Annotated in this window: 19 protein-coding genes and 1 pseudogene; 5 read left to right on the plus strand and 15 right to left on the minus strand. The window is 36.9% G+C overall.

Translation table 11 applies throughout. The features are described 5' to 3' along the window. Positions 1-328 precede the first annotated feature (328 nt). Positions 329-1,153 (minus strand): SDR family oxidoreductase, encoded by an 825-nt coding sequence (locus MHB56_RS11205; RefSeq protein ID WP_076129786.1) that lies wholly within the window; start codon positions 1,151-1,153, stop codon positions 329-331. Between the two features lie 170 nt (positions 1,154-1,323). Here MHB56_RS11205 and MHB56_RS11210 point away from each other — a divergent pair, with 170 nt between their 5' ends. From MHB56_RS11210 to MHB56_RS11225, 4 genes are all read left to right on the plus strand, one after another. Next, positions 1,324-2,142 (plus strand): MerR family transcriptional regulator, encoded by an 819-nt coding sequence (locus tag MHB56_RS11210; RefSeq protein WP_076129785.1) that lies wholly within the window; start codon positions 1,324-1,326, stop codon positions 2,140-2,142. Positions 2,143-2,701: 559 nt separating this feature from the next. Continuing rightward, positions 2,702-3,211 (plus strand): DUF2798 domain-containing protein, encoded by a 510-nt coding sequence (locus MHB56_RS11215; protein ID WP_341143584.1) that lies wholly within the window; start codon positions 2,702-2,704, stop codon positions 3,209-3,211. Between the two features lie 118 nt (positions 3,212-3,329). Then, a complete protein-coding gene (locus MHB56_RS11220; protein WP_179088800.1) occupies positions 3,330-3,479 on the plus strand; it encodes a hypothetical protein in 150 nt (49 codons plus the stop codon). Positions 3,480-4,028: 549 nt separating this feature from the next. Continuing rightward, on the plus strand, positions 4,029-4,403 hold the full coding sequence (locus MHB56_RS11225) for a VOC family protein (protein ID WP_076129783.1): 375 nt from the start codon (positions 4,029-4,031) through the stop codon (positions 4,401-4,403). Positions 4,404-4,695: 292 nt separating this feature from the next. On the opposite strand, the gene MHB56_RS11230 is transcribed toward MHB56_RS11225, so the two are convergent. The 5 genes and pseudogenes from MHB56_RS11230 to MHB56_RS11250 all read right to left on the minus strand — a co-directional run bounded on the left by MHB56_RS11230 (position 4,696) and on the right by MHB56_RS11250 (position 8,791). Then, the gene (locus tag MHB56_RS11230) at positions 4,696-5,076 is read right to left on the minus strand and encodes a DUF6262 family protein (protein WP_340932262.1); all 381 of its coding nucleotides are present in this window, start codon (positions 5,074-5,076) and stop codon (positions 4,696-4,698) included. Next, positions 5,063-5,275 carry a hypothetical protein gene (locus MHB56_RS11235; protein WP_305953565.1) on the minus strand — a complete coding sequence of 71 codons (213 nt, stop codon included), beginning with the start codon at positions 5,273-5,275 and terminating at the stop codon, positions 5,063-5,065. Before MHB56_RS11235 ends, MHB56_RS11230 begins: the two co-directional genes overlap by 14 nt. A gap of 50 nt (positions 5,276-5,325) precedes the next feature. Next, positions 5,326-7,182, minus strand: coding sequence for a tyrosine-type recombinase/integrase (locus MHB56_RS11240; RefSeq protein WP_341143585.1), 1,857 nt, complete (start codon positions 7,180-7,182; stop codon positions 5,326-5,328). Continuing rightward, a pseudogene (locus MHB56_RS11245) lies at positions 7,166-8,325 on the minus strand (tyrosine-type recombinase/integrase). The gene MHB56_RS11240 and the pseudogene MHB56_RS11245 overlap by 17 nt, the downstream one beginning before the upstream one ends. A 340-nt stretch (positions 8,326-8,665) precedes the next feature. Beyond that, positions 8,666-8,791, minus strand: coding sequence for a helix-turn-helix domain-containing protein (locus MHB56_RS11250; protein ID WP_081394076.1), 126 nt, complete (start codon positions 8,789-8,791; stop codon positions 8,666-8,668). Positions 8,792-9,419: 628 nt separating this feature from the next. Between MHB56_RS11250 and MHB56_RS11255 the strand changes: the two genes are divergently transcribed. Further along, positions 9,420-10,046 (plus strand): SIR2 family NAD-dependent protein deacylase, encoded by a 627-nt coding sequence (locus tag MHB56_RS11255; protein WP_341143586.1) that lies wholly within the window; start codon positions 9,420-9,422, stop codon positions 10,044-10,046. Here the strand turns inward: MHB56_RS11255 and MHB56_RS11260 are convergent. The 9 genes from MHB56_RS11260 to MHB56_RS11300 all read right to left on the minus strand — a co-directional run bounded on the left by MHB56_RS11260 (position 10,043) and on the right by MHB56_RS11300 (position 23,034). Next, positions 10,043-10,720 (minus strand): hypothetical protein, encoded by a 678-nt coding sequence (locus MHB56_RS11260; protein ID WP_341143587.1) that lies wholly within the window; start codon positions 10,718-10,720, stop codon positions 10,043-10,045. The genes MHB56_RS11255 and MHB56_RS11260 overlap by 4 nt on opposite strands. Before the next feature lie 39 nt (positions 10,721-10,759). Continuing rightward, a complete protein-coding gene (locus MHB56_RS11265) occupies positions 10,760-11,401 on the minus strand; it encodes a hypothetical protein (RefSeq protein WP_341143588.1) in 642 nt (213 codons plus the stop codon). A gap of 13 nt (positions 11,402-11,414) precedes the next feature. Next, positions 11,415-13,550: a sensor histidine kinase gene (locus MHB56_RS11270; protein ID WP_341143589.1), complete on the minus strand. Its 2,136-nt coding sequence runs from the start codon at positions 13,548-13,550 to the stop codon at positions 11,415-11,417. A gap of 16 nt (positions 13,551-13,566) precedes the next feature. Further along, positions 13,567-14,823: a DNA cytosine methyltransferase gene (locus MHB56_RS11275; protein WP_341143590.1), complete on the minus strand. Its 1,257-nt coding sequence runs from the start codon at positions 14,821-14,823 to the stop codon at positions 13,567-13,569. Positions 14,824-14,949: 126 nt separating this feature from the next. Beyond that, complete coding sequence (locus MHB56_RS11280; protein WP_341143591.1) at positions 14,950-16,563, minus strand: Tn7-like element transposition protein TnsE; 1,614 nt, start codon at positions 16,561-16,563, stop codon at positions 14,950-14,952. Beyond that, on the minus strand, positions 16,551-18,323 hold the full coding sequence (locus MHB56_RS11285; protein ID WP_341143592.1) for a TnsD family Tn7-like transposition protein: 1,773 nt from the start codon (positions 18,321-18,323) through the stop codon (positions 16,551-16,553). The genes MHB56_RS11280 and MHB56_RS11285 overlap by 13 nt, the downstream gene beginning before the upstream one ends. Next, positions 18,323-20,011, minus strand: coding sequence for an AAA family ATPase (locus MHB56_RS11290; RefSeq protein WP_341143593.1), 1,689 nt, complete (start codon positions 20,009-20,011; stop codon positions 18,323-18,325). Before MHB56_RS11290 ends, MHB56_RS11285 begins: the two co-directional genes overlap by 1 nt. Next, positions 20,008-22,206 (minus strand): Mu transposase C-terminal domain-containing protein, encoded by a 2,199-nt coding sequence (locus tag MHB56_RS11295; protein WP_341143594.1) that lies wholly within the window; start codon positions 22,204-22,206, stop codon positions 20,008-20,010. Before MHB56_RS11295 ends, MHB56_RS11290 begins: the two co-directional genes overlap by 4 nt. A gap of 3 nt (positions 22,207-22,209) precedes the next feature. Then, the gene (locus tag MHB56_RS11300; RefSeq protein WP_341143595.1) at positions 22,210-23,034 is read right to left on the minus strand and encodes a TnsA endonuclease N-terminal domain-containing protein; all 825 of its coding nucleotides are present in this window, start codon (positions 23,032-23,034) and stop codon (positions 22,210-22,212) included. Positions 23,035-23,224 lie beyond the last annotated feature (190 nt).

The following is a 23,224-nucleotide window of genomic DNA, read 5'->3' on the forward strand; positions in this document are numbered from 1 at the left end:
CCTTCGCTTGGGCTGCGTCCTCCTCATTATATTCCATTTCCAATTACCTATTAAAGAACGTACGCGGGTAGCATGTAGTGCTTAAACAGGGGACTTATCTTATCCAAAGCACTAAGAAAATACTTTATTTTCCTAGTTTATCAAGACCTAAATTTAAGAAAGATAGATATATTAAAGGGTTTCACATATTAGTCATGACTAATATGTGAAACCCTTTATGTTCAACTATCGTTCCCCGTTAGCTTAATGGGCAATCATATTTTAGCTGAGGATATCTTAGTCTTAAATACTGAGCTGGCCATCCATTCAAGTCTTCAGCAAAAGAATTTTACTCAAAGTAGTGTTTGTTTTCAGTAACCCATTGGGCAAATGTCCTTGCTGGTTTTCCTGTTACTTGTTCTACTGTCGGTAAAACAGTATATGTGCTTTCAGGTGGATTCTTTACCATTCCTATGAGGAAGTATTCTATGAATTCATCATCATAGCCTTGATTTTTGGAGTTTTGTCTTACTTGTTCCTCAGTCAGTTCAATTAGCTCAATCGGTTTGCCAATAATTTCAGAAATCTGAGTAATCATACTCCTGGTAGATAACGATTGTGGACCAGTTAAAGTGTATATCTTTCCATGATGACCATCTTCGGTAAGCGCTTTAACTGCAACAGTGGCAATATCTGCTTCGTGAATTCTAACGCTCAAAGCATCAGGGAATCCCGTTCTTACAATCTCTTCTTTTTGAATGGATTCTGCCCAAAAATAAAGTGCATTCTTCATAAATTCTGCCGGCCTTAAGATTGTCCAGTCCATTCCGCTATCTTGAATGATGCTCTCTATTGGGTTTCCTTCATAATCCATCAACGTTACAATCCTTTTAACGTTTGCCTCTTTTGCCATTCGAATAATTCTTTGGTTTGCCAAAAATCTAGCCTCTGTTTGTTCACTCTGTGTAATTAAAAATAGACTATCGACAGTTTGAAGATGCCCTTGCAAGGTGTCGGGATTATTAAGGTCTCCTACAACAGTATGAACTTCAGGTGGAAGACTTGTGTTTTTGAGGTTGCGAGACAAGCCCCTTACCTCTACGCCTTGTGAAAGAAGTTGTTCTACAATGTGTCCGCCTACTGTTCCTGTTGCTCCTGTAACTAGAACTTTCATTGCTTATATCCTCCCGAGATGAAATTATTTAGGTGTTGCTAAATTGCCAAGTAACCTTCTTCGTAATATCCACTGAAATTCGATTAGATACTACTCATGTTCTACTGCTATTTGAAGGTTACTTGGTTATAATAAAGTGTGGTGTAACACCATAGTCAAGGAGGGGTTTTATGAAGAATAATTTTCAAACTCAATTAACTTCAGGACAATTTGCAAAAGTGATGGGTATTAGCAAGGATACTTTATTTCACTATGATCGACTTGGAATTCTTTCTCCTGAAGTTAAAGCTGAAAATGGGTATAGATATTATTCAATTAATCAAATTGATGTTTTTAAAGTGATTTCAATACTTAAAGAATTAGAAATGCCATTAAAAGAGATAAAAGAATATTTAAATAAAAGATCACCTCATGAGCTCATTGTCCTACTTGATAAAGAAGAGGCAATGCTGAATGCAAAAATTAAACATCTTAAAAAAATGAAAAGTATAATATCAGAGAAGAGACAAATTACGAAGGCAGCAACTGAGATTATTCCAACTGAAATTATTATTGAGGAAAATATCGAGGAGTTTTTGGTAATAACAGAAGCTGATCCTTATACAAATGATAAAAGCATTTACGATTCTATGATAAAACACGAAAAGTACTTGAACATTTATAGCATTGATACCTCTCACACGGTAGGCTGGATGAGAGATACAAATAGAGTTTTAGCAAATGAAACGTTCAATTATGATTATCTCTATACAAGAGTTAGTGAACAATCAAATTATTCAAATTTCAAGCGAGAAAAAGGAACATATTTAACTGCGTTTCATACAGAGGGGTACTCGAGCGTAAGTGACACTTATGATCGAATAATAAAATATGCTAATGATAAGAGAATAGAAATAAAGGGATTTTTTTATGAGGATGTTTTGTTAGATGATCTTTCAGTTAGAGGTTATGAGGAGTATTTAATTAAGATCTCTGTTCGAATTTCATAGATGTAATCAGAAAACTAATCTCATATTATACTGACGGTAAATTAAACTATCCTGCTCGTTCGTTAGCCATACATGTAGCGCAAGCGCCGCACCACACATGATGAAAATGGTTGTATCTGTTAACAATGCTACTATGGCTGGGAGAGGAAGGTCGATGAACTATGGTGCCTTAGAGTCCATCCGCTAGTCTGACTCCAACGAACCCCACTGCATCAAAGATTGTCGCTCCCTTTTGGGAAGCACTCATGAGAGTGTTTTCTGGGTCTTACTTCTTATGTTCTTATACTAGTATTGAGCTATTTTAATGTTCAAGGGAGTTTAAGTAAATATGTTCACAAGCTTTGACTGTTTCAATGAAATTCGGTTCACTCATTACAGGAATGCTACCCCATTTGTGCATAATAAAAAAGAGCATGCTATTTGTTTTAAATATATGTTTATGATATACTTGGTATTAACAGTGAGTATGCTTTAAAGCGCAGGGACCATCTGAAACCCAGATGGTCCCTGCGCTTTTTTCTATTTGCTTAATTTGAATAGATGAAAGAGAGGAAGAATAATGACAAAAGATAACCGACTACCACATAACAGCAAGGAGGGTGCGATTTATGGGATAATTATTTGTACATTGACAGTCATCTTTATGACAACTTTTAATATCGTGTTGAACAGTGGCACAATCAATTTAGCTATAGTTACCAAAATCTTAATTGCAATGCCCTTCATTTGGATCATCGCAATGTTTCTTCAACCAATAGTAGTTGGACCAATTGTTGATAAAATAGTTCGAAAATTAACCACTCCAACAGATAGTTTTTATCCCAAAATCCTATTGAATACATTATTTACGGTAATAGGAATGTGTGCATTAATGACATTGATAGGCACTATTATCGGCAATGGTTTCAGTAAGAATATTTTGCTTACTTTTCTGAATACATTTCCTCGTAATTTCCTAATAGTCTTGTTTCTAGAGTGCATAATCATTCAGCCAATTGCTCGTTGGGTAATGGTGAAAATCCATATTGCACAAGAGAGAAAATCCAGTATAACTACTAATTTGCTTTGATCTTGCTGACATCGTTTCCTTTAATTTATATCCCGGTTGGTACGGACCAGAAGATCCTGATGAGCTGTGTGATAAGGCCAGAGGCTGGGAAGACTCCACAGGCGGGCTTGGAAAACCGATGATCATGAGTGTATTCGGTGCAGATGGTTTTTATGGATATCGTTCACCTAGTATGGTGAAAGGAACAGAAGAAAGACAGGCGAAGACTATAGACAGCAACCTAACGGCTTACCGTAATCGTGATTTTGTCTCTGGCACGTACATTTAGCAATTCTGCGATTGTCGAGTAACAGAGGAAAAGATGGGGCCCTTATGGCGAGTGCAGACGCTTAATAACAAAGGGATCGTGGATTGGTATAGACGACCTAAGCTTGTACATCATGTAGTGAAAACACATTTTACAGATAAAAAATATAGAAGTCTTCATCCTCGTGTATTAGACACATGAATTAGGTAGATTTATCGAAAAAACGAGAACCCAGCAAATAGGCTCTCGTTTTTTGTCAACATTTTTTTAGTACAAGCCAGCTAAACGTATATAGAAGCATTTTGTTACGTTAAACTGCCCGTTAGCTAAATAGGCAGCCAATGATTTCGGCTGCCAATTGTCATAGTGCTATCGTGTCCCGTTAGTTGAACAAGTACGCTTTCTTTTATTACACAATATCTTCGTACTGTGCATCATCTAACGGGTAGTAGAGTTCATTCAAACTTCTTAAACTGTGCTAAAAAATGTGATCCTAATTGTGAATACGCATGGTAGAATATGGTCATGTAACTGTTTTCCAACAAATAATTAATTCGAGGGAGAGGGCAAATGTTAGTACCACAACTATATTTAAATGGTGCTTGTTCTGAAGCTATCGAACTTTATAAAAAGGTATTTAAGTCTGAGACAGATTCAATTATTCACGACTCTGGGAAAGAACCTGAAAAATTTGTTATTCATGCTGAAATACACATTCTTGGAACTAGGTTAATGCTTAGTGATTTTGGTGGAACTAATGAGTCATCTGTAGATTCCACTATGGAAATTGTCGCTGTATTTGAAAATGAAGAAGTTTTAAGAGAGGCATACCAAGTAATAAATGATGGCAGCAAAACAATTACCCCAATTGGTCCAATATTCTTCAGTGATTGTTTGGTCTCCTTTGTTGATAAGTTTGGTGTTCGATGGTGTTTCATGGTATAAGCGTGTCCACCTACAAATTCCTAAAAACTTGTCGTTAAAAACAAAACTGAGTTCCAATGATTATAACTAGATCATTACGCTAACGGAGAACGATAGTTCAATAAACCAACAGTAGTCTAGAACTTTATTTTTCAGTTTAAGACAATTGTTGGTTACTTGTATTGGAGCCCGCAAAACGAGATCTTTTAGAATTCACTAATGAGCAGTATGCGTCAAATGCGACATAAAACCTCCACTTATCTTGTTCAACTAAACTGCCCGTTAGTTGAATAGGACGGCAACATACATTCTTTCAAATCCTCTGATAAACCTCCGCATATGAAAACTTAAGTTGTTCTCGTAATTTTTTATTTTCATCTTCGAGCTTCTTCATCTTACGTTTTAGCGAAGCAATGATGGCGTCCTTATTGTTTTCATCCATTTCTCGCTTGATTTGTTTTGGTGTCGGCACTTGAGCTTGCTGCTGACGAAGCGATTCAATGCGTCCACGTATCTCAGGATTGTTATAGAGCGTTGCTTTGCTTACGCCAGCATCCGTTGCCACACTATTAAAATTGATGCTCTCTTTGGCTTTTACAAGCCGCCTAATCGACTCATCCACTCTTTGTATGGTCTTTGCTTTGCGAGACTCATGAACCTGCTTTAAATGCGCTCTGCGATCATAATCGGACATTTTTTACACCCTGCTTTCCTTTGATACGCTCCATTCGCCCAAAGACGATGTTGCCTTTCCTGATCGTCTCATAGATGCTGGTCAGCCGATCAAGGTTCATTTGGTTTTTCTCCGCAATTTCGTCGCGGCCGTATTGTTTGGCAACTTCTATCATTTTCGAGGTCGATTGAATATGAATTTCGTACTTAGGTACGTCCATGTCAGAGAGACCTACAGCTAAGTTTTTACAAGGGCTTCCGCCGTTACAAGTTAAGCAGGGGGGGCCTCCGCGTATGGGCAATTTCCGTTTACACGGGCCCGACAGGAGCCGTAGGGATTATCAATCGCATTTAGTTTTTGATCACGCCAGAGCGTTTCCAGGATATCGTATGGGAATTCTTCATCCTTATGGATCTCATGGATTTTCCCATTCATATCAAAGCTAAATACGCCTTGTTTGATAACTGTTTCAAACGCCTTGCGCTTAGTATTGTCCAGAAGCTTGGCATAGCGCATTGTCATCTCAGGAGATGCATGCGCCAATAACTCTTGAACGATTAATATATCTGCTCCGCCGTTAAGCATCTTAATAGCATAGGTATGACGAAATTGATGAGTTTTAAAGTAGAATAAATTTCCGCATTCATCAGTAATGTTCACATTTCTTGCCAGGCAGTTCAATTTCTCTCCAACCCAGAATTGGGAATAAGGTCTGCCTTTTCTTGAACCACGAAATCGAATAAAGACGTATTTTTCTGGATTGTTGTCATCATTGCTGTTCTCAATTGATTTCTTTATTAGAGCCGCTACCATATTAGCTAATTCGTCATCGATTGGGATGCGATGACCTTTCACATATGTCTTTTCAATATCAGTTTCAATGTAGTATTTTCCATTGATTCTTAAAAGGCAATCTTGCGTTAATCCCAATACATCTGAGATACGTAAACCAGTCTTGAACGCTATCCATACCAAAGGTTGGACTTCTGAATGCAAATGATTTAAATTAGCAAAAAGCTGTTCTAATACATATTCCGGTATGTAATCAATTTGATCGTAAGGTTTCTTTTTACGTTTTGGTCTGTCTTCTGGAAAAAGCAGTTGTCTTGTATTTGTTTTTGGCGCAACTGTATATTCATAACGTTGAATGTCATCTAAAAACTTACTTACAGCAGATAGATTGTATTTAATGTATGATTCAGGATTTGAATTTCGGTTTGTAAGCTTTTTTGCACTTTGGTGCAGCGATTCAATATATTTTAGAATATGGCTTCTTTGAAGATCCTTTAGGTCATTCCATAAAGGCTCTAAGTTGCAAATGAAGTTTAAGAATCCAGGAATAACATTCATATAAACTACTGCAGTAGACCAAGAAAAATTGTTTTTATTTAAAAGACGTTGCTTTATATATTCTTTAACATTACTCCGAATTGAGGGGTTCCTTATTTTCGAGAAGTCAACAAAATGTTGAGATTGTGATTTATTATAATTAATCCCATACGTAGCATACAAAGCTCGGATATCCCAACGATCTTTATCCCATTCTTGGCGAGTATCTATAAGTTGAAATAAAGTAAAATGCATATGTCTTAAGAAGTGTGTAATTGAACATTTAATTATTTGTTCTCCGTACACATCATGTTTCCTTATAGTTTGTGTACGGATATTTTGATTCTCCAACCAAAACAGCCACTCATGGTCCGCCTTATTGATGTTCAAATCTAACAATGATTCTAGTCGAGGGTGTTTTTCATTAAGAAATCTTGTGAGCCGGTTTACGTTTGTGAAATTAGTTCCGAATAAGCTTGAAAAAGACCATTCATCATTAAATAACTTATGGAACACAACATACTTCATTTCAAGATTAACCCATGGGTTATTAAATTCGAATCGAATATTTCTATTTGATCGAATATATTTGTCTCGCTGATCCCGAAAGTTAGCTATTGAACCAATTACATCTACACTCCAAGTATTTTCAGTCATGAAATAGGGGTTCTCTATTTTGTGAAACGATACGGACCCATCATCATGAACTAATCGCTCTTGATAGCTGGAGATCTCTTGTTCAAGCCGATTATAATTCAACCTATCCGCTTTCATATGTTTTTTATTCTGTAACACCACTGTCAGTTATCTCCTTTGATTGTATATTGCCAAGCTGAAATGCATGTTGAGCTTTCTCCCAATTCTCACGTATATCTTCTTCCGATGGATGGACATACATGTTCATAGTTGTTTGAATATTTACGTGCCCTAATCGTTCTTGCACTTGCTTGATGTCTTTCGTTTGACGGTAGTATATTGTTGCATGCGTGTGCCGCAGCAAGTGAGGGTGAATGTGCATCCCTGTTTTCTTACACAGTACTTTAAATAAGGCGCGAACATCACGGTCATTCATCGGTTGTCCAACACGGTTTCCCCGCAGTTTAACAAATACGAAATTCGTATCGATTTCAAGTTCATCAATCACTTTGTATAGGTAGTCGTCGTATAAATCCATAATTCCCTGCGAAACATACAATTCCCGTTCACCTGTCTTGAGTTTAGCTCCATTCTCCAATTCACCGCGGTCCGTTAAACGTATTCGATGGCCATTCTTGTGATCGAATACGAAGTCCTCCATGAAGAGTGATAATGCTTCCCCTATACGTAGTCCCGTTTCAAACAACAGCTGGATCAACAATCGATCACGATTGTTCGTTGTAAACTCGTATATCTGTTCGACCTCATCCTTATGCAAAGCCCTAGGTTTTCTTCTGGGTTCTTTCAGCTTTAAAATGTTCTTATTCGTCGGTTTTCCTTCATTGACATGATGTAGGAATCCCTTATATTTACTATGACCACCTCTAAATACTTGTCTTACCAGTTTACCTACCATATCGTTTTGGATCTCTTGAATACGGAAAAAGTAAAGTAATCATATAGGCTTGTTACCACTGTGATTATAAGATTCACTGATCTTTCTGTTCTTTTCGCTTCAATCTGTTGTAATGGAGTAACTTTTCCACTTTCAAACGGATTACGCAACCACCCTACAAAGTCAGCAAGATCCTTAACTCCTACTTCTTTGTAATCTATCTTCCGCTCTTCAAGATAAGTGAAATACTGTTTTAATGCATAGCAATAAGTCTTCAGTGTATTGTTGCTTTTACTTGTCTGATCCAGGTATTTTAAATACTTCATCACAGGAACAACTGGAACACCTACCGCATCCAACAGCAAATATCTCTTTTTATTATCATTAAGAATTACTTCTTGTACTCTCACAACAGCACCCCCAACGAAAGCTTTTATCCTCAATATATTAAATAATTTATACTAAGATTTAAAGCCTAAGTTAATATTTCTATTAAACAAAAAATAGAGGAGATTAGCCCATATAATGAACTAATCATCCTCTATTTACGTTACTACAATTAACTCAGTCTAGAACTTTATTTTCTTTTGACAATAATCAACAGTTACATTCTTTTTTTCTAGCTACAAACAATATTTGACGCCTTCATCAAGCACCAACTCTATTATAAAAACTCAAACTTTGTTTTAAAGACACCACCTAAACACTGAGTTAAATGTCACCAGACACTCCATCAACATATTAACAAAATTAAATATCCTCGTCGAATAACCAGTTTAAATCAACATTAAATTCTTTCCTTAATTCTTTTAGAGTTTCGGCAGAGGGTTTAGTCTTTCCCTGCTCAATTTCACTAAGTCGGCCTTGTGAGATCATCTTCCCCCATATAAAAAAAAGATAAAGCCGCCCTGTATTTTCAGGACGGCTTTAGATGTCAGTGTTGCTGTTCCACGCTCATTTTTGTCTTAAGCTTTTCAAAACACAACTCTATTGCAATTTTGTTACTCAAAACAATACTTTAATGTTCAGAACAACACATTAATGTAATTAGTCAAACAACTTGTTCGAAGAAAATAAAGTTTTAGACTGGAGTTGTTGATATGGCGCGATTTTTGAGACTGAAAATCGTCAGCTTTTGAGAAATAAGTATTAGACTGATCAACAGCATCATCACCGAGGGTATAGGATTTTACAAAAAAAAGTATTAGACTATGCACAACTTCTTTTTTATACCATTTTCTTAATCAATGCTTTAGAATGACTTATCTATACATCCCCTTAAGATTCAATCTAAAGTCTTCTTATAAATTTTAAATACTAACAATTCTTTAAACCATTCTATATTCCAAATAAGCTTAGATTTTGTGACAATAATCAAGAACAAATGTTCTTAATTATTGTCACAAAACTAAATAATCAATTCCTGAACATAAATTCACTTGTTCTGAATATAATTTGAAAACTTTGTAAAAAATAATAGCCAATCAATTCTTGGAGGACAACCATGGAATTATTAGAACTATTAAAAGAAAAAATCTCCTCTTCTACTTATCCCATTGCTTTAACCGGCTCAGAAATTACACTTGCATCAGGAATACCATCATTTGAAAGTAATTATTTGGGATACTCATTGAATGAAATACTTAGCTTAGAATTTTCACAAAAAAACTACGCGATATTCCTACAAACTTGCTTTTTAATAAGTAGATGGAATAAAAAAAAACCCAATATTTTTCATAACACATTAAAAAAATTAGACATTCCAATAATTACCGAGAATATAGATATGCTCCATTTAAAAGCTGGAAGTACTAATGTTATTCAGTTATTGGGTAATATAAATGACTTTATTTGCACTAAATGTTCTTTCACTGTCCCTTTTTATAATACCAACAAATATTTTAAAAATGATAATATCCCATATTGTCCGGTTTGTAATTCTCCAATTAAATTAAATATCATCTTAAGAGGTGAATCCTGTTTGAATTTTAATCATGCTTTAAATGAAGTATATAGAGCAGATACTTTACTTGTACTAGGTAGTAATTTAGAACGGTGGCCGATTAATAAGCTAGTTAAAATAGCACAAAAGCAGGGCTCTCGAATCATTCTATATGAATCTGATATCTAAATGATCTTTTCCCTCGCGTCCCCATAAATCACTATATTATTTGATAAATTTGTTACAGCAAATATCGCTTGATCTAGACCTATATTTACATAATGTTGTGGTCTTTCATTTCTCAAACTCAGTGCTCTTGATATCACAGTATTCCTGAGCTCAATACCGAGGACCGTTTTTATTTTATCAAAACTCCAATTATTAAGAATGGATTGTTCTATTACAAAACCAAAAACATCCTTATAGCAACTTCCAATAAAATTTCGGTAACTCTTCGTTACTTCGGACTTGTTTTTTTTGTCAAAATGAATCTTACTATGAAAACCCAAAAAAACCTTGCATTTGCCAGTTTCCCATGCTTCTTTTCCAAAGATTCTCCCAGTAGCGCAAGATATAGAAATTATTTTTTTGCCTTCTAATAAACTTATGTTTTCTTTATTAAGCAACACTTGATGTTGCTTATTTTTAAAATCATATTTATGATATATTTCTTCAGGTCCCCCATGAGTTATTATAATAACAGTCTCATGCATGCTCATTTCATCTAAGCATTTTTGCTTGTACGGGTTATATATTATATTTATCGGTTGAATCTCCATTAAGTTTTGCGTTATCGCTTTACTGAATTTTCCAAATCTTTTCATTTCACGATTAAGTCTATTTCGATAGAATGCAATACTCATTTTTTCACCTTTTCTATATTAATGACAATTTTATTGTAATTAATATTTATATTTAAATAAAACATTTAAAACAGTTTCAATAATTTCTTTTCTAAACTGTTTCCCGTGTTCATTGTCATTTAGGAGATCATTGAATAGGGTAGATACTTCGATTTCTTCTCCATTATTATTCGTATAACTAACTTGAATATCTTTTTCCTTATACTCTGCCAAGGTTCTTGACAATATAAGCGGGAGAATATCCATTTGTTCACATGTATCTTTTATTACTTCAATATTCATATCAAAATTATGCTTGGCTGTAACTTTATCAACACCTAAGACATTAATTAAATCAAACACATCTTTATCTGCAAATGGAAATTTATATTTTCTCTTTTCAGTATTATATTCAAATTCACTGGAATAAAATATTACCTTACTAACATTATTTTTTTTTCTGAAAGTTTCTATAAATTCATTACCTAATTGTTTATCACTATTATAAAATCCATGCTTCAAATTATAATCAACCATTAAAATATCATAAGGCTCGTCTGCATTATAATCTGCTTCATTATTTACTATAGTGAATTCAATATCCAAGTTATGTATCTTTTTTAGTACTTTTTTATATGTTTCAAAAATCCCAGCGATTTGGACTTGATCATCAATTACTAAAGCTCTAAATACATATGACAAGCTAAAACCTCCCTCAATGAATAGGAATTCTAATTAAAAAAGTTGTGCTCAGTTTTTCATCGTCATTTTCAACATAAAAAATTTGACCATCATGGTCTTCAATTATATCTTTTGATGTAGCCAGTCCTATTCCCGTCCCATTTGTGTTTGAACTCCATAAAGAAAAAATGAAACGCACCTTGTCTTGAGGAATACCACAACCATTATCAGAAAAATATATTTCTATAAATCCTTCACTTATCTTTGTTTCTAGAATAATCTTTTTGTTGCTTCTATTTTTTAATCCTTTAATAGAATTACTAAAGAGATTTTCAAATACAACTTTAATTGAATCTTCATTACAATTTATAGCACAATGATAGCTATCGTCTAAGTAGGAAATAAAACTAATGTCCTCTTCCTTTAGGAGTGAGTTATGACTATATATTATATTCTCTAGTATTCTATTAATCGGTTTAACTGATTTTTTAAGTTTGCTTGCATTTACTTTATCTAATGACCCTTCTACAAGTTTATAAATATCTTCAAATGCCGATTGTAGCTCTTTAGTGCTTAATTGTATTCCCATTTCTTCTATATCTAATTCAAATCCTCTGATCTGTGAATCAATCACTGTCAGCTTATTCTTAATCGTATGTAGCATTTCATACAGAATTCCTTCTTTACTAGTCATTTGCGAGAAAACTTTGATCTTTTTATCAATTACACTTGTTGCATATTCTAAAACATCAATCTTTCTGACAAATTCCTTAGTCTGCTGTTCTAAATTTTCATACTTCTCTTGAAATTTTTTGGGTAAATCATCTGAACTTATGATTTCTTTATACGAATCAAATATACTACTTACTTCACTTCGTAAACCCTTTGTTTCATTGACTAATACCTGTGTCGTTTCTTTAGCTTCACTTTTAATCCTATCAAAAACATAATCTCGTAAAAGTTTAATTAAAACCCAAATAAAGTCTTTGAGATTTTTAAATTCTAATACATCTTCGATTAATCCGACTCTATCCGTTGCCTCTTTTAATACATAATTTTTTTTCACAGGATCATGAGATAACATAATATGACCAATTAAATCTCTGGTTCCGAATGATCGAAATATTCCTTGAGCATGTACTTTATCAATTTCTAGCCAATCATTATCCGAATCACCATAAGGCATAATACGAAAATTATCTCTAAATATTTTAATATTTCCATAATCACTCGGTCGCATTCCCATTTTAGTGGTGAAAATCCTTTTATAAGTTGGATCTAAATAATAGATTACAGCTTGGACTGCTCCAAATGAATTTCCTTTGGGATCTAAAAAAAAGTGATCACTTTTAACCAGAGAATCATTATCATATATATTGTAATTGATGTACCCCTCAGTATCTATTTCAGCAGTTATTCTGGTATTCAAATAATCGAATGAATCATTGATAATCTCTTCTGTATCTTCTACATACTCTCCATCCAATTCGTGTACAAGAGTTAGATAAACTTTAAATTCATCCTGTTCAAATGGTAGTGGGGACAAAAATTTTTTTAAACTTCTCACTAATTTTTTAACATCTTTCCCCAACCAGTTATCTCGTAAATTATGTATCCTTAGTTTCAAGCCTGCCATATCACTTGCTTCAACCTTTAATGTTTTATACTCACATGGAATTTCTTCAATTAGTTTAGATCTATCATCAAACCTTTCCCAATCAAAGTATACTATCGTCTTTTCCGTTAACCCTTCATCTATTGATTCCATTTCTAAATATGAACCTATCTTATCTACGCCGAATCTACCTATTCCCTTTTCGCCATTAACCATTCTTTTCGCAATTTTATCCATTTCCTTCTGCCGAACTCTTACTTCTTTGAATCTATTTTTCTCTTTATAAGAGGTGCCTAACTCCATCCAATTTTGTTTAATTTCCTCAAACGTCATCCCTTTTCCATTATCAATAACTTCAATATAAGAATTTTCACTAGTCAATATTCGTTGATCGTCATATGGATGAAAATTCACTAATCTAATCTCGACTTTAGTTGCCCCAGCATCATATGAGTTTTTCACAAGTTCGAAAAGTGCAATAATATTATTGGTAATTAATTCTCTACCAACTAGACTTTCCACTTTCGCATTTGTTCTAAAGTTGATAACCGGCATGATATTCCCCCTCTAATCATTTTGAATCAACCATATTTACTTCACTCAATAAATTCGTCTGAAGTGCTAACATAATCTCAGTAGCGATTGCTTTTGCGAACAATGGTGGTACTGCATTACCGACCTGAGTATACTGAGGAGTTTCAAACTTCCTTCTATCCCCACCAGTTGTCCTTTTACCCAGAAATTCAAAAGAATCATCAAATGATTGTAATCTTGCTAATTCTCTGACAGATAGTATTCTTGGATTTTTTGGATCATAATGAATAATATCGTCGGGCAAAGTAAGAACAGTCGGAGAGACTTTGTCTTTATGAAGTTTTGTACATCTATATTTCTTTGTATTGTATTCTTCAAGTTCTTGCTCGTCTAATCGACTTAATAATTGTGAAATACTCTCGTCAGGTTTTAACTTTTTAAACCTCTTCACTACTTTTTCTGTATGGTTAGAAGCAGAATGATTAGTTAAGCTATTAGACCTTATCCCAACACCATTTATGTTCGGAGTCAAACCATTTCTCAATGCTATCTGATATGAAGAAGTTTTATATCTAGTATTGTATGATTCTGCTGTCTCGCCACTTTTTACAAACCTTAAATCTGAAATAGCCTGAGAAACAGTTGTTATATTATCATGAAATGCAGGGAAATTCGGTGGTGGTACGATATCGATTATCTTTCCTTTTTCACGTTTGATCTGATGTCCTAAAAAAATAACTCTAGGGCGATTTTGAGGAACACCATAGTTTTTAGCATTTAACAATTTATATTTTACGCTATAGCCAATTTTCTCAGCTTCTTTAATAATTATTTCAGGTACTGTTACATTATCGTAAATCGTACGACTTATTGCCTTTAATCCGCTTACTTTAAACGAGAGTATCCCCTCTACATTCTCTATTACAAAATATTTGGGTTTCACTATTTTCACTATTTTCAAATAATCAATAAAAAGATAATTTCTCGGATCTTCTTTATCTCTCTTTCCAGTTAAACTAAATCCTTGGCACGGCGGTCCACCAACAACTACCGATATTTCGTTGTCTTTAATAAATTCTTTAATTTTTTTAGGTTTTGCTATTTTCCTAATATCGCCTTGATAGAAACCCAAATCTGTATAACCTAATTGTTGATGCCTATTTTTATAAGTTAATGCTGCTTCAGCGCTAAAATCACATGCATTAGGTATTTTAAACCCTGCTTGAAGGAAACCCTCAGCCATTCCACCAGCCCCAGAAAACAAATCTAGAACATTAAATACTTGACCGCTCATTAGATCCACCTATTCTTTGTTTTGAACCAGGATATCACAAGTATGACTATTTGACCAGGAGGAAAATACTGTATAACACTTATTCTACACGAGATGTTCATGACCTACTAGAGTAATTCTATTAAATCATTGATGAATCTTATCATGTATACGAAATGTCCAATCACTGACGGTATCATTCTGATAATGTTTAACCTTCTCAATGCTCAACTTCTTAGACCGTTTCAATAAGTACTTATCCCAGTGACCACTTTTCTGCAATAACCCATCCAAAAGCAGCTTAATTTCACTTTCTATTACTTTGAGTGACATATCTTGCGGTGGTTGTAAGATAAGAGTCGATACCGACCAATCATCCGGCCTTGCAACCTCTAGAATGTATTTTGTGACCACCGGGTTGGTCACCTGAACAATTGCACAAGTCCGTCTCGCTCCATTAGGACAAATCGAGAACCGTTTACCTGGCGGAATACGAACCACAGACATACGAATAGTATACGAAGTCATTTCCTTCAACACGCTAATCATCTTAAAGAACTCTTCCAGTCCGATGGCTTCAGTAATCGGAACCATTTCTAGTGTTTTAAAATCAATTGGTGGCGTGTCACCACCTACAATTGAATCCTGAACACTGACTTCTTTAGGCTCCTCTGAATTCTTACCGCCTCTGCCGGTACTGACTAAGACATCGTTCCCAGCATTCGTCCGCCTTACATCCTTCTTAAGAGTTATTACAATTGGGTAGTTAATGAATTTCATAAAGGTAGGCGGTGCCTCAAGGACATCCTGATTAGTATCCTCTTTGGCATTTTCACTGTCATCATTTATGATCATATCGTCATTCTTGGATTGAGTGGTTAACCTTAAGCGTCTATCACCAAATGAAGATTCCTGCCGCTTTTTAGAATGATGAAAGAATTCAATTTTACTCGCCGGGTGCGTGAAGCCCGAGAATCCCATAATCTCTTTCACTAAAATCATATTGATAAATTTATCACCGCGTACGATCATTTCGATTGGGCCTGTAGGTGGCAGCGTTACATCAAGAGGAGCTCCTTTTCTTAATACCTTTGTGGGATTAGTAGGAGACTCAGCTATTGCCCGACTGAACAGCAAATGATAAACAGAATCCCACATCGCTTTTATTCTATCATCCAAGTAAATCCATGATATATGACGTGCATTACTCTCCGTGGCCATCGTATTAGGAACACGAGACCCTAAATGAAAATGGAGAATATTCTTATTAAGGTGACTGTTATCAATAAGCTGTTCCAATCCATGCGGCTGCAACAACGAATATGCCAGTAGCCTCGAATTAATAAACATAGCTCTGATTAGCTCTAACGCCGGAATACATAATGTTATATCTCCAATGGCATACTGAACGATCTTTTGTGTACCAAGCTCTGGATTCTTTCCAAAATCAATAAGACGCTTTGGTACTTGAAATCCATTTACCACTTTACCGTTATTAAGTGCGGGAATAGTGACTGTATACGACGAGCCACTCATTGGACGGACTTGATTAAGCACACCGTTCGTATAAATTTGGCCAATTCGCAATAAGGGAAGCCGTCCCCAAGAGTGACTCAAGACCCTAATTTCACCCGAAATCCTTCTAAAGCCAACCCGAACTCTCCAATCACCTTTGTAATCGGTGTAAGGCGAGCCAAACCAAAGCAATTCTACATCCTCATTCACTTCGAACGGCCACGGACGGAATTCTATTGCAGCCACTGTGTTGTCCCCCCATCTGCGAAGTTCAAAGTATGCAATCCAGAACCACTATAATAATCTAGCGCCTCAGAAACAATATTAGAGTAGCCCGGCCGTATACCTGCTTTTCTGATTAATTTCCATCGTTTAATCGGGAACTCTTCATGCATTTGTTCTACCGTCCATTGAATTCTACGTAATTGAAAGTGGTCCACTGTTTCGAGATAGTTCGATAAAATTGCCATAGTGACTGGAAGCTTGTCCTTATGCTTTTCAAGTAACGAAAGCTTTCCAATGCGCTTTCCAATTGAGCCAATTGTAATTCGAATAGGCTTACTATGTTGATTATCAAGCAACTTTTTGCAAGCCTCTTGAACCTCCCAGCTGAATTCAAGGTCGCGTTTCTCCCAATCCACTCGAACAGATGGTGCATTAATATTTCTTGGAACTTTTTCTTTTACTGTTAGGGAAGAGGGTAAATTGACCTCATGACAAACAATATCAAGAGCCGGTTCATTTCTTGTGTACTTGATAACGGTGTTCGTATCCACTCCGAGTTTCTTTGCAGCAGATCGGTAAGATAAGCCGTTCTTCATGTAAAAAGCCAGTTGATTCTTCCAGACAAGACCGAATGCTTTAATGCGACCAATCCGATAACGATCTTCTAGCTTTTGGTCTGGGCCTCTCCTTGAATAAATGAATCCACAACTACAAGCGAAAGTACCAACCGGTCTACCGGTGTCTGAGCAACGTGTAATCCGTACATCTTTGATCAGTTGTTCCTTATAATGATCTGCCGCCTTATTCAGACAAGGCCACGGACCATTTCCAAAAGGAGAATAACCTATTGTTCTTTGCTCCATAAATCTTTTAAAAGACCCAAAAAGAAACCGTATGAGAAGCAACTGCCTTAAGGGATGAATCGCCCTACGAGCCTTCCTTGTTGCGACTGCCAACCAATAGTGATGATCTCCATAAGTCATACACCCAAGTAGCTCCAACAATTCTTTGCTATAGTATGTAATGAACTGTTCTTCAAGCTCACGTTGTCGAATCCGATTGTTTGGTGTTAACCAGCCTCGTTCGGATAATTTATGTAGTAAAGCTTCTCTTAAGTTGTATAGTTCAATTGAACTTCCATTGCTAAGCAACAATTGAACATCTTGAGCGATTTCCTGTAAGCGCAATAGAAATCTCTCCTGAAAATTCAATAGCACGGGCTCGGACTGAAACAAGTTTCTCGAAATAGGTAGCTCTGTTAAACCATGCCTATCTGAAACAGGGTGAGTGATTCTATGCAGTAGAATATTATGTTTTGGACAAACCATTACTCCTGCAGCCTGATGTGTTCGATGCCAGTATGGTTCTCCATACTTCATGATGTCTTCGTCAAAGCATAAACAACATAATCGTAAGTCACAGTTACGATCCACCGAACTAGCCGTAATTCCGACCATCAAATGAATACCCGAGCCATTATCACTCTTCATCATCTGCCTTAAGCGTATGCGACGTTCCGCCGGAAGGAAGGGGGCATAGTACGAATAAAAAGTATGTTCATCGATCCACTCGTCGGAAGACAGTTTCGTGATCTGGCTTCGCTGAGACAAACTATCGAGATGACTTGGAAGGTCCAGCGTAGGGATCACATTTTCTGTCCCTAATACTTCTCTTAACGTCCATTTCGGACTAGGGTTATTCATTCTCAAGTGATATCGCGAAATAACGCCATATAGTAACTCGTCCGGGTAAGGGAGAGGTAGCCCTCCAAATCCGCTCATTAATTCACCACCTTATAACTGATAAACTCCATTGGATCTTTAATGTATCCTGCAACTTTCAAGGAATCATACGCTGCTAATTTTTTCTTTTTACCCTGAGTCACAATAACACGTAAATCATTAGGTTCAGTTGGTAATGACTTTGCTTTTGATTTAATTCGTTGAGTAGGTTTGTGAGTGGAGACTACATAATTTTGCTCCTGTAGCGTAAGCTTGAGCGCTTCTTTGTGAAGATCAATTACATCTATTTCATGAAGATGCTCTTGGACTACAGCTTTTGCCGCTTTAAATGCAATAGATTCTTCTATGCCAGCCTCAATCAACCATCCGTTAACTTCAGTAATCGTCTGCTCCTTCAGGTCATAACCAAGCTCAGTCTTTATAATCTCAAGTCGCTCAGATTTCCGTTTCTCCGCTTCAATTCTGTCCAAGTAGTCATCTATAGAAACGCTGTCATAGATGTCGGCGAACTTCTGAATTCGACTCTTTTTCCCTGAACGAAGTGCTTCAAGTGCAGGCTTAATCAGCGTGAACCGATCTCTCGCAACCGAACGAATCATCTCCGTGGTTATATGCTCGATTTCTTTATCCAGTGCGCGCCATTGCGTTAACATAAACAACTTGATAGCAATATCCGATATGCCTTGCGATTCCTCATACATGACATCGATAAATCCCGGTGTCAAATCAACCTTTTTGTCAGTCCACTGATATTTCCACAGGCCTTTTAGAAGCCATTCCCATTCTTCATCCTTTTGAAATTGATGCCATGTAGCATCACCTTGCCCACTATTGCGCCGCGCATTTCTGAATTCTCCATTCAAAGCCGGCAACGCTTTATAAGTGCCGACAAGAATAACTGGAAGACCGATCGTATTAACTAGTTGGACGAAAAAGTTCAGCATTTGTGCAGCCCGATCATCCTTAGCTTCTTGTAAGTTTTGAATTTCATCAATCACAAGCACACCTAGACAATGGACAGCAGCTGCCTGTGCCATAATTGGCAATAATTCATCCGTCGTCTTCGTCGTATTCTTCTTGTAATATTTCGTGCCGACCAAGCTATCAACTGCTAGTAGAAAATTCAAACATAACCCTCGGATGGAACCGTCATGCGGGCAGTCCATTTTCAACCACACGATCTGATATGGAGCAGGCATATCCTTGCCTTTATATTTTCGATGTAATATTACTTGTGGATACATCTGAATAATGCGCATCAGACTGCTCGATTTTCCGATTCCGGATATACCAACCAATGCAAAACCCGCCGATGTTGGTGTGTTCACGGGATATCCGTTTGTGTTTCCCTTCATAATGAGTTCATATGCGTCTTTACGAGCTCTGAAGGCATAATTCGGGGTAAGCGGGTTACGTCCGACATAGCCGTCCCTGATTAACCTAGAAATGCTTTGTTGCAGTTCCAGATGTCTTGATAGCGGTTGAAAGAACTCTCTTGAAATACGCTGAACGCAATGCATTCTCAAATGGACAGGCAACTCACGTTCAGAGACATTAAAACTCGGATGGGATGATAGTTTCTTGGCTACAGTTCTATCATCCCAAATAGGTGGCAACGCCTCCAGAAGTGGATTGTTTCGATAATCCTCAAGGAGAGGGTCTTGATAATCAGCTTCTATAAATAATCCTCGACTGAAATGAAATAAAGGAACGTCTATTTCGCTCACTCTTCATCAACTTCTTCCTGCAAATAGGCTTTAATCTTGGACAGCTTGTCAGCTGGAGGAATATAAGTTTCTTGCGATTTTGTTACTCCGTCTCGTTTCATTGGTACGACATTATCGACTACTGGACCTTCTTCGCCTGCACGAGGTTCAGATAAATGAAAGACCTCTTGTTGTCGTTGCAGTTGCTTCTCTTCACTTCGATTCCTTCTAATCCCTTTAACACGCTGATTGCTACTTGTGTCACTATGACGAAGCGCTTCATTGGTTTTCTTTGTTGCCTCCTCTACAATGGCCTTGGTCTGCGCGTCCAAGTCGATCTTAGCCAGCATGTTATTTACCTCATGATTCCTTCCGTCATAACGCTCGATTTCTAATAAATCATCAACTTCTTCGAATCTCTTGTTGAGATATCGTTCTTCTCGATTAAGTAACGTACATATTTCAAACTGTCTCCCATCATCTAACCACAAGTAGATTTCGTTGGTTGAACGTGGGTCGTAGCATACTTTTACTCGCCAAGTCTTACCGACCCTTGCTTGAATGAACCATTGTTCACGCATTGCTAGATCACAGCCGTAGTGGATACCTTTGAATTGAATGCCTGCGGATGTCACGGTAGCTTCTCCTTGTGGGAGCAGATTAAGCTTAACAATAGCTTCAGGAAGTTTCTTTAAACGACCCGTTCGATTGATAACTCCCCATTGCCATAATTCACGCGGTATCGGTGATACATTGTCGGCTACCATAAATTCATTGCGATCGTACCAGAGCATGTGATGGTTATTGTTATGATAGAGAACGTAATTGATCATAATTTGAGTAAACTCTCGCAGCGTTAATTTAGCATCAAGCCGATAATCTCGTTCACCGCGCTCTCTGTAGCGCTGCTTAATTGCTCCAGGTACAAATGAAATGCTTCGCAGATTCACTAGTCGAAATTGCTGCTCTACAATCCCTTTCCAATCCGCTCTGTAAGGCGGGGCGTTCTCTACATCTACACCTAGAACGTCTATGAGTCGAGAAGGCTTATCGCCTTCAAGCTCGCCACGATCTGCTGTGAGCTTCTGCGGCAAATGGCTACTCATCCACTCAGACTCAGTAATTTCTATGTCGTATTCGGCACAGTACCTGACTTTATCTGCCGTTGTATTGGCTAAAGCCATCATGGCGCCAACCCAACTCGGGCCTTCTAGTCCAATATAAATACCTGTTATATAGCGGCTAAATACATCAATGACAATATAAACAATCGGGCGGCCAATAATCCACTCCCGTTGATATTCGCTAACCAGATAAACATCTGCAACCGTAGCATCAATTTGAAACCTGGAACCCGGACCAAAGCTTTCTTGTGTGGAACTTCCGAGTATCGGGCGATAATTCAATTCGTATCTCTTTTTTCCGAATCGACTTTTCAGCGTATCTTCAAGATTCATTTCTTTCTGAAACCAATACTTATATTGACCAAAAGTGGGTAACTTCTCCGGAGGAGGAAGAATGGGGATTATAGCTTGTCCTTCATGGCGATACCCGTTTGCAAAAAACTTTTCCAACGTTTTTTGATATGCGTGTTTCAAAGGAGACTTTTTCTTTGTATTATAAAATAATCGAATTCCAGATCTAAGCAACTGCTTGATATCCTCATCAATGTTGATGCCTACCGGCTCATCTTCGAACTTTCGAGGCCGTCCTCGTTTCGCTTCGGAAGGAGTACGCTCTTTGCCGTAACTACCACAATTATCATAGTGTGGTAGCAACGTGTTTTTCATTTTTCCACCTTGCCAATATCTACGTAAATAGCGATAGATAGTGCTTTTATGAATAGAAGTCAACTCCTGAATTTCTCGAATTCGAGCTCCTCTGAAGCGCTTGTCATAGCAGTTAGGTTCATCCAGTACAATATCTTTGATCGTATCCCACGATTTTTCTCGAAGCCCCAAATGTTCTGAAGCAATTTCAGCATCAATTACTGGCACGTTATCATTAATCCATTCCACTTGCTTGCACAAATTCGATACAAGGCCTGCAGTATACTCGGAATAAGTTTTCATAACAGGAAAAGCCTTATCGTCATCCATTGCAATACAATAGAGATATTCTTTGTTGGGGGCAATCCATAGTATTCTCTCGATCTGACGCAGATCGGATTCGGGTAATTGCCATTCGACAACCATATTTTCATAGAGTAGATGCATAACTTAGCCGCCTTTCGACAATAAATCGTTTGCTTCAATAACATGAAAACCTTTAGCACTACTCGATGGATTGATTTTCTCATCCATATTAACCACCCAAATCTTCCGAGCTAGAAAATGTCTAAACATAGCTAATGAAGTACCGGCTTCCAACCCCATTTGCTCATCACAGTGCAGACATGCTTTTGCTATCGTTGTGCCTGACAACAGCGAAGCTACCAGCAACCGCTCCAAACTTTGAACAGCAAATATCCCTAATGACCGTACATCATCATTGTGATACTCCTTATGAATCCATTCGACATTGCGAATCAATGTATATGGTAAATCTCGTTCAGTCACAACTCCCCAATCAACTTGATGAGATTCCCAGTATATTCGTTTAATTTCAAATTTCTCTAGTATGCGGTCATTCTCCAACTCTTTAGCTGGCTTAATCGTTCTTGCAAATTCTTTATCTTTATATGTAATAACAAAATCCGTCGTCATAACGATATCCACGCCAGTCTTGGGATCTTTGGGATGTTCAATACCTAGTTTTTCTGCAATTAATTTCGTTTCCTCGAGTGGAAGTAGTGGATACTGCTCTCGTATATCCGTTACATCATCAGCAAAATCTAGCACATAGAAATAATCACGCTCCAAATCAGACAGAAAGGTGTGCAGCCTACTTGTAGTCCAACCGACACCACGTGTCGATCTGCCTATCGACGGCACATCTTGTACTCGCAGCCATGGAAGATAGTTCGCTCCCGTTCCTTGACCTCTGCCTTCTTTGATAAACCTTTCAATCTTTGCATCTGTTATTTCGCGCTTGCGCTTCACCATAATCTATCCCCCCTTAAAAGAAATCAGGGCTACCCGAAGGCAGCCCTGATTGAAGTCATGATGTTAATCTAGTTGTGTAATCTGTAGACAGTAATAGAGCTCTTAGTAGCATTATTGCCAATCAACCTAGTCTAATACTTTATTTTCTTAGTCTACAACTTTATTTTCTTAGTCTAATACTTTATTTTCC

Source organism: Paenibacillus sp. FSL H8-0315, assembly GCF_038005365.1.
GTDB classification, from domain to species: domain Bacteria; phylum Bacillota; class Bacilli; order Paenibacillales; family Paenibacillaceae; genus Paenibacillus_AQ; species Paenibacillus_AQ odorifer.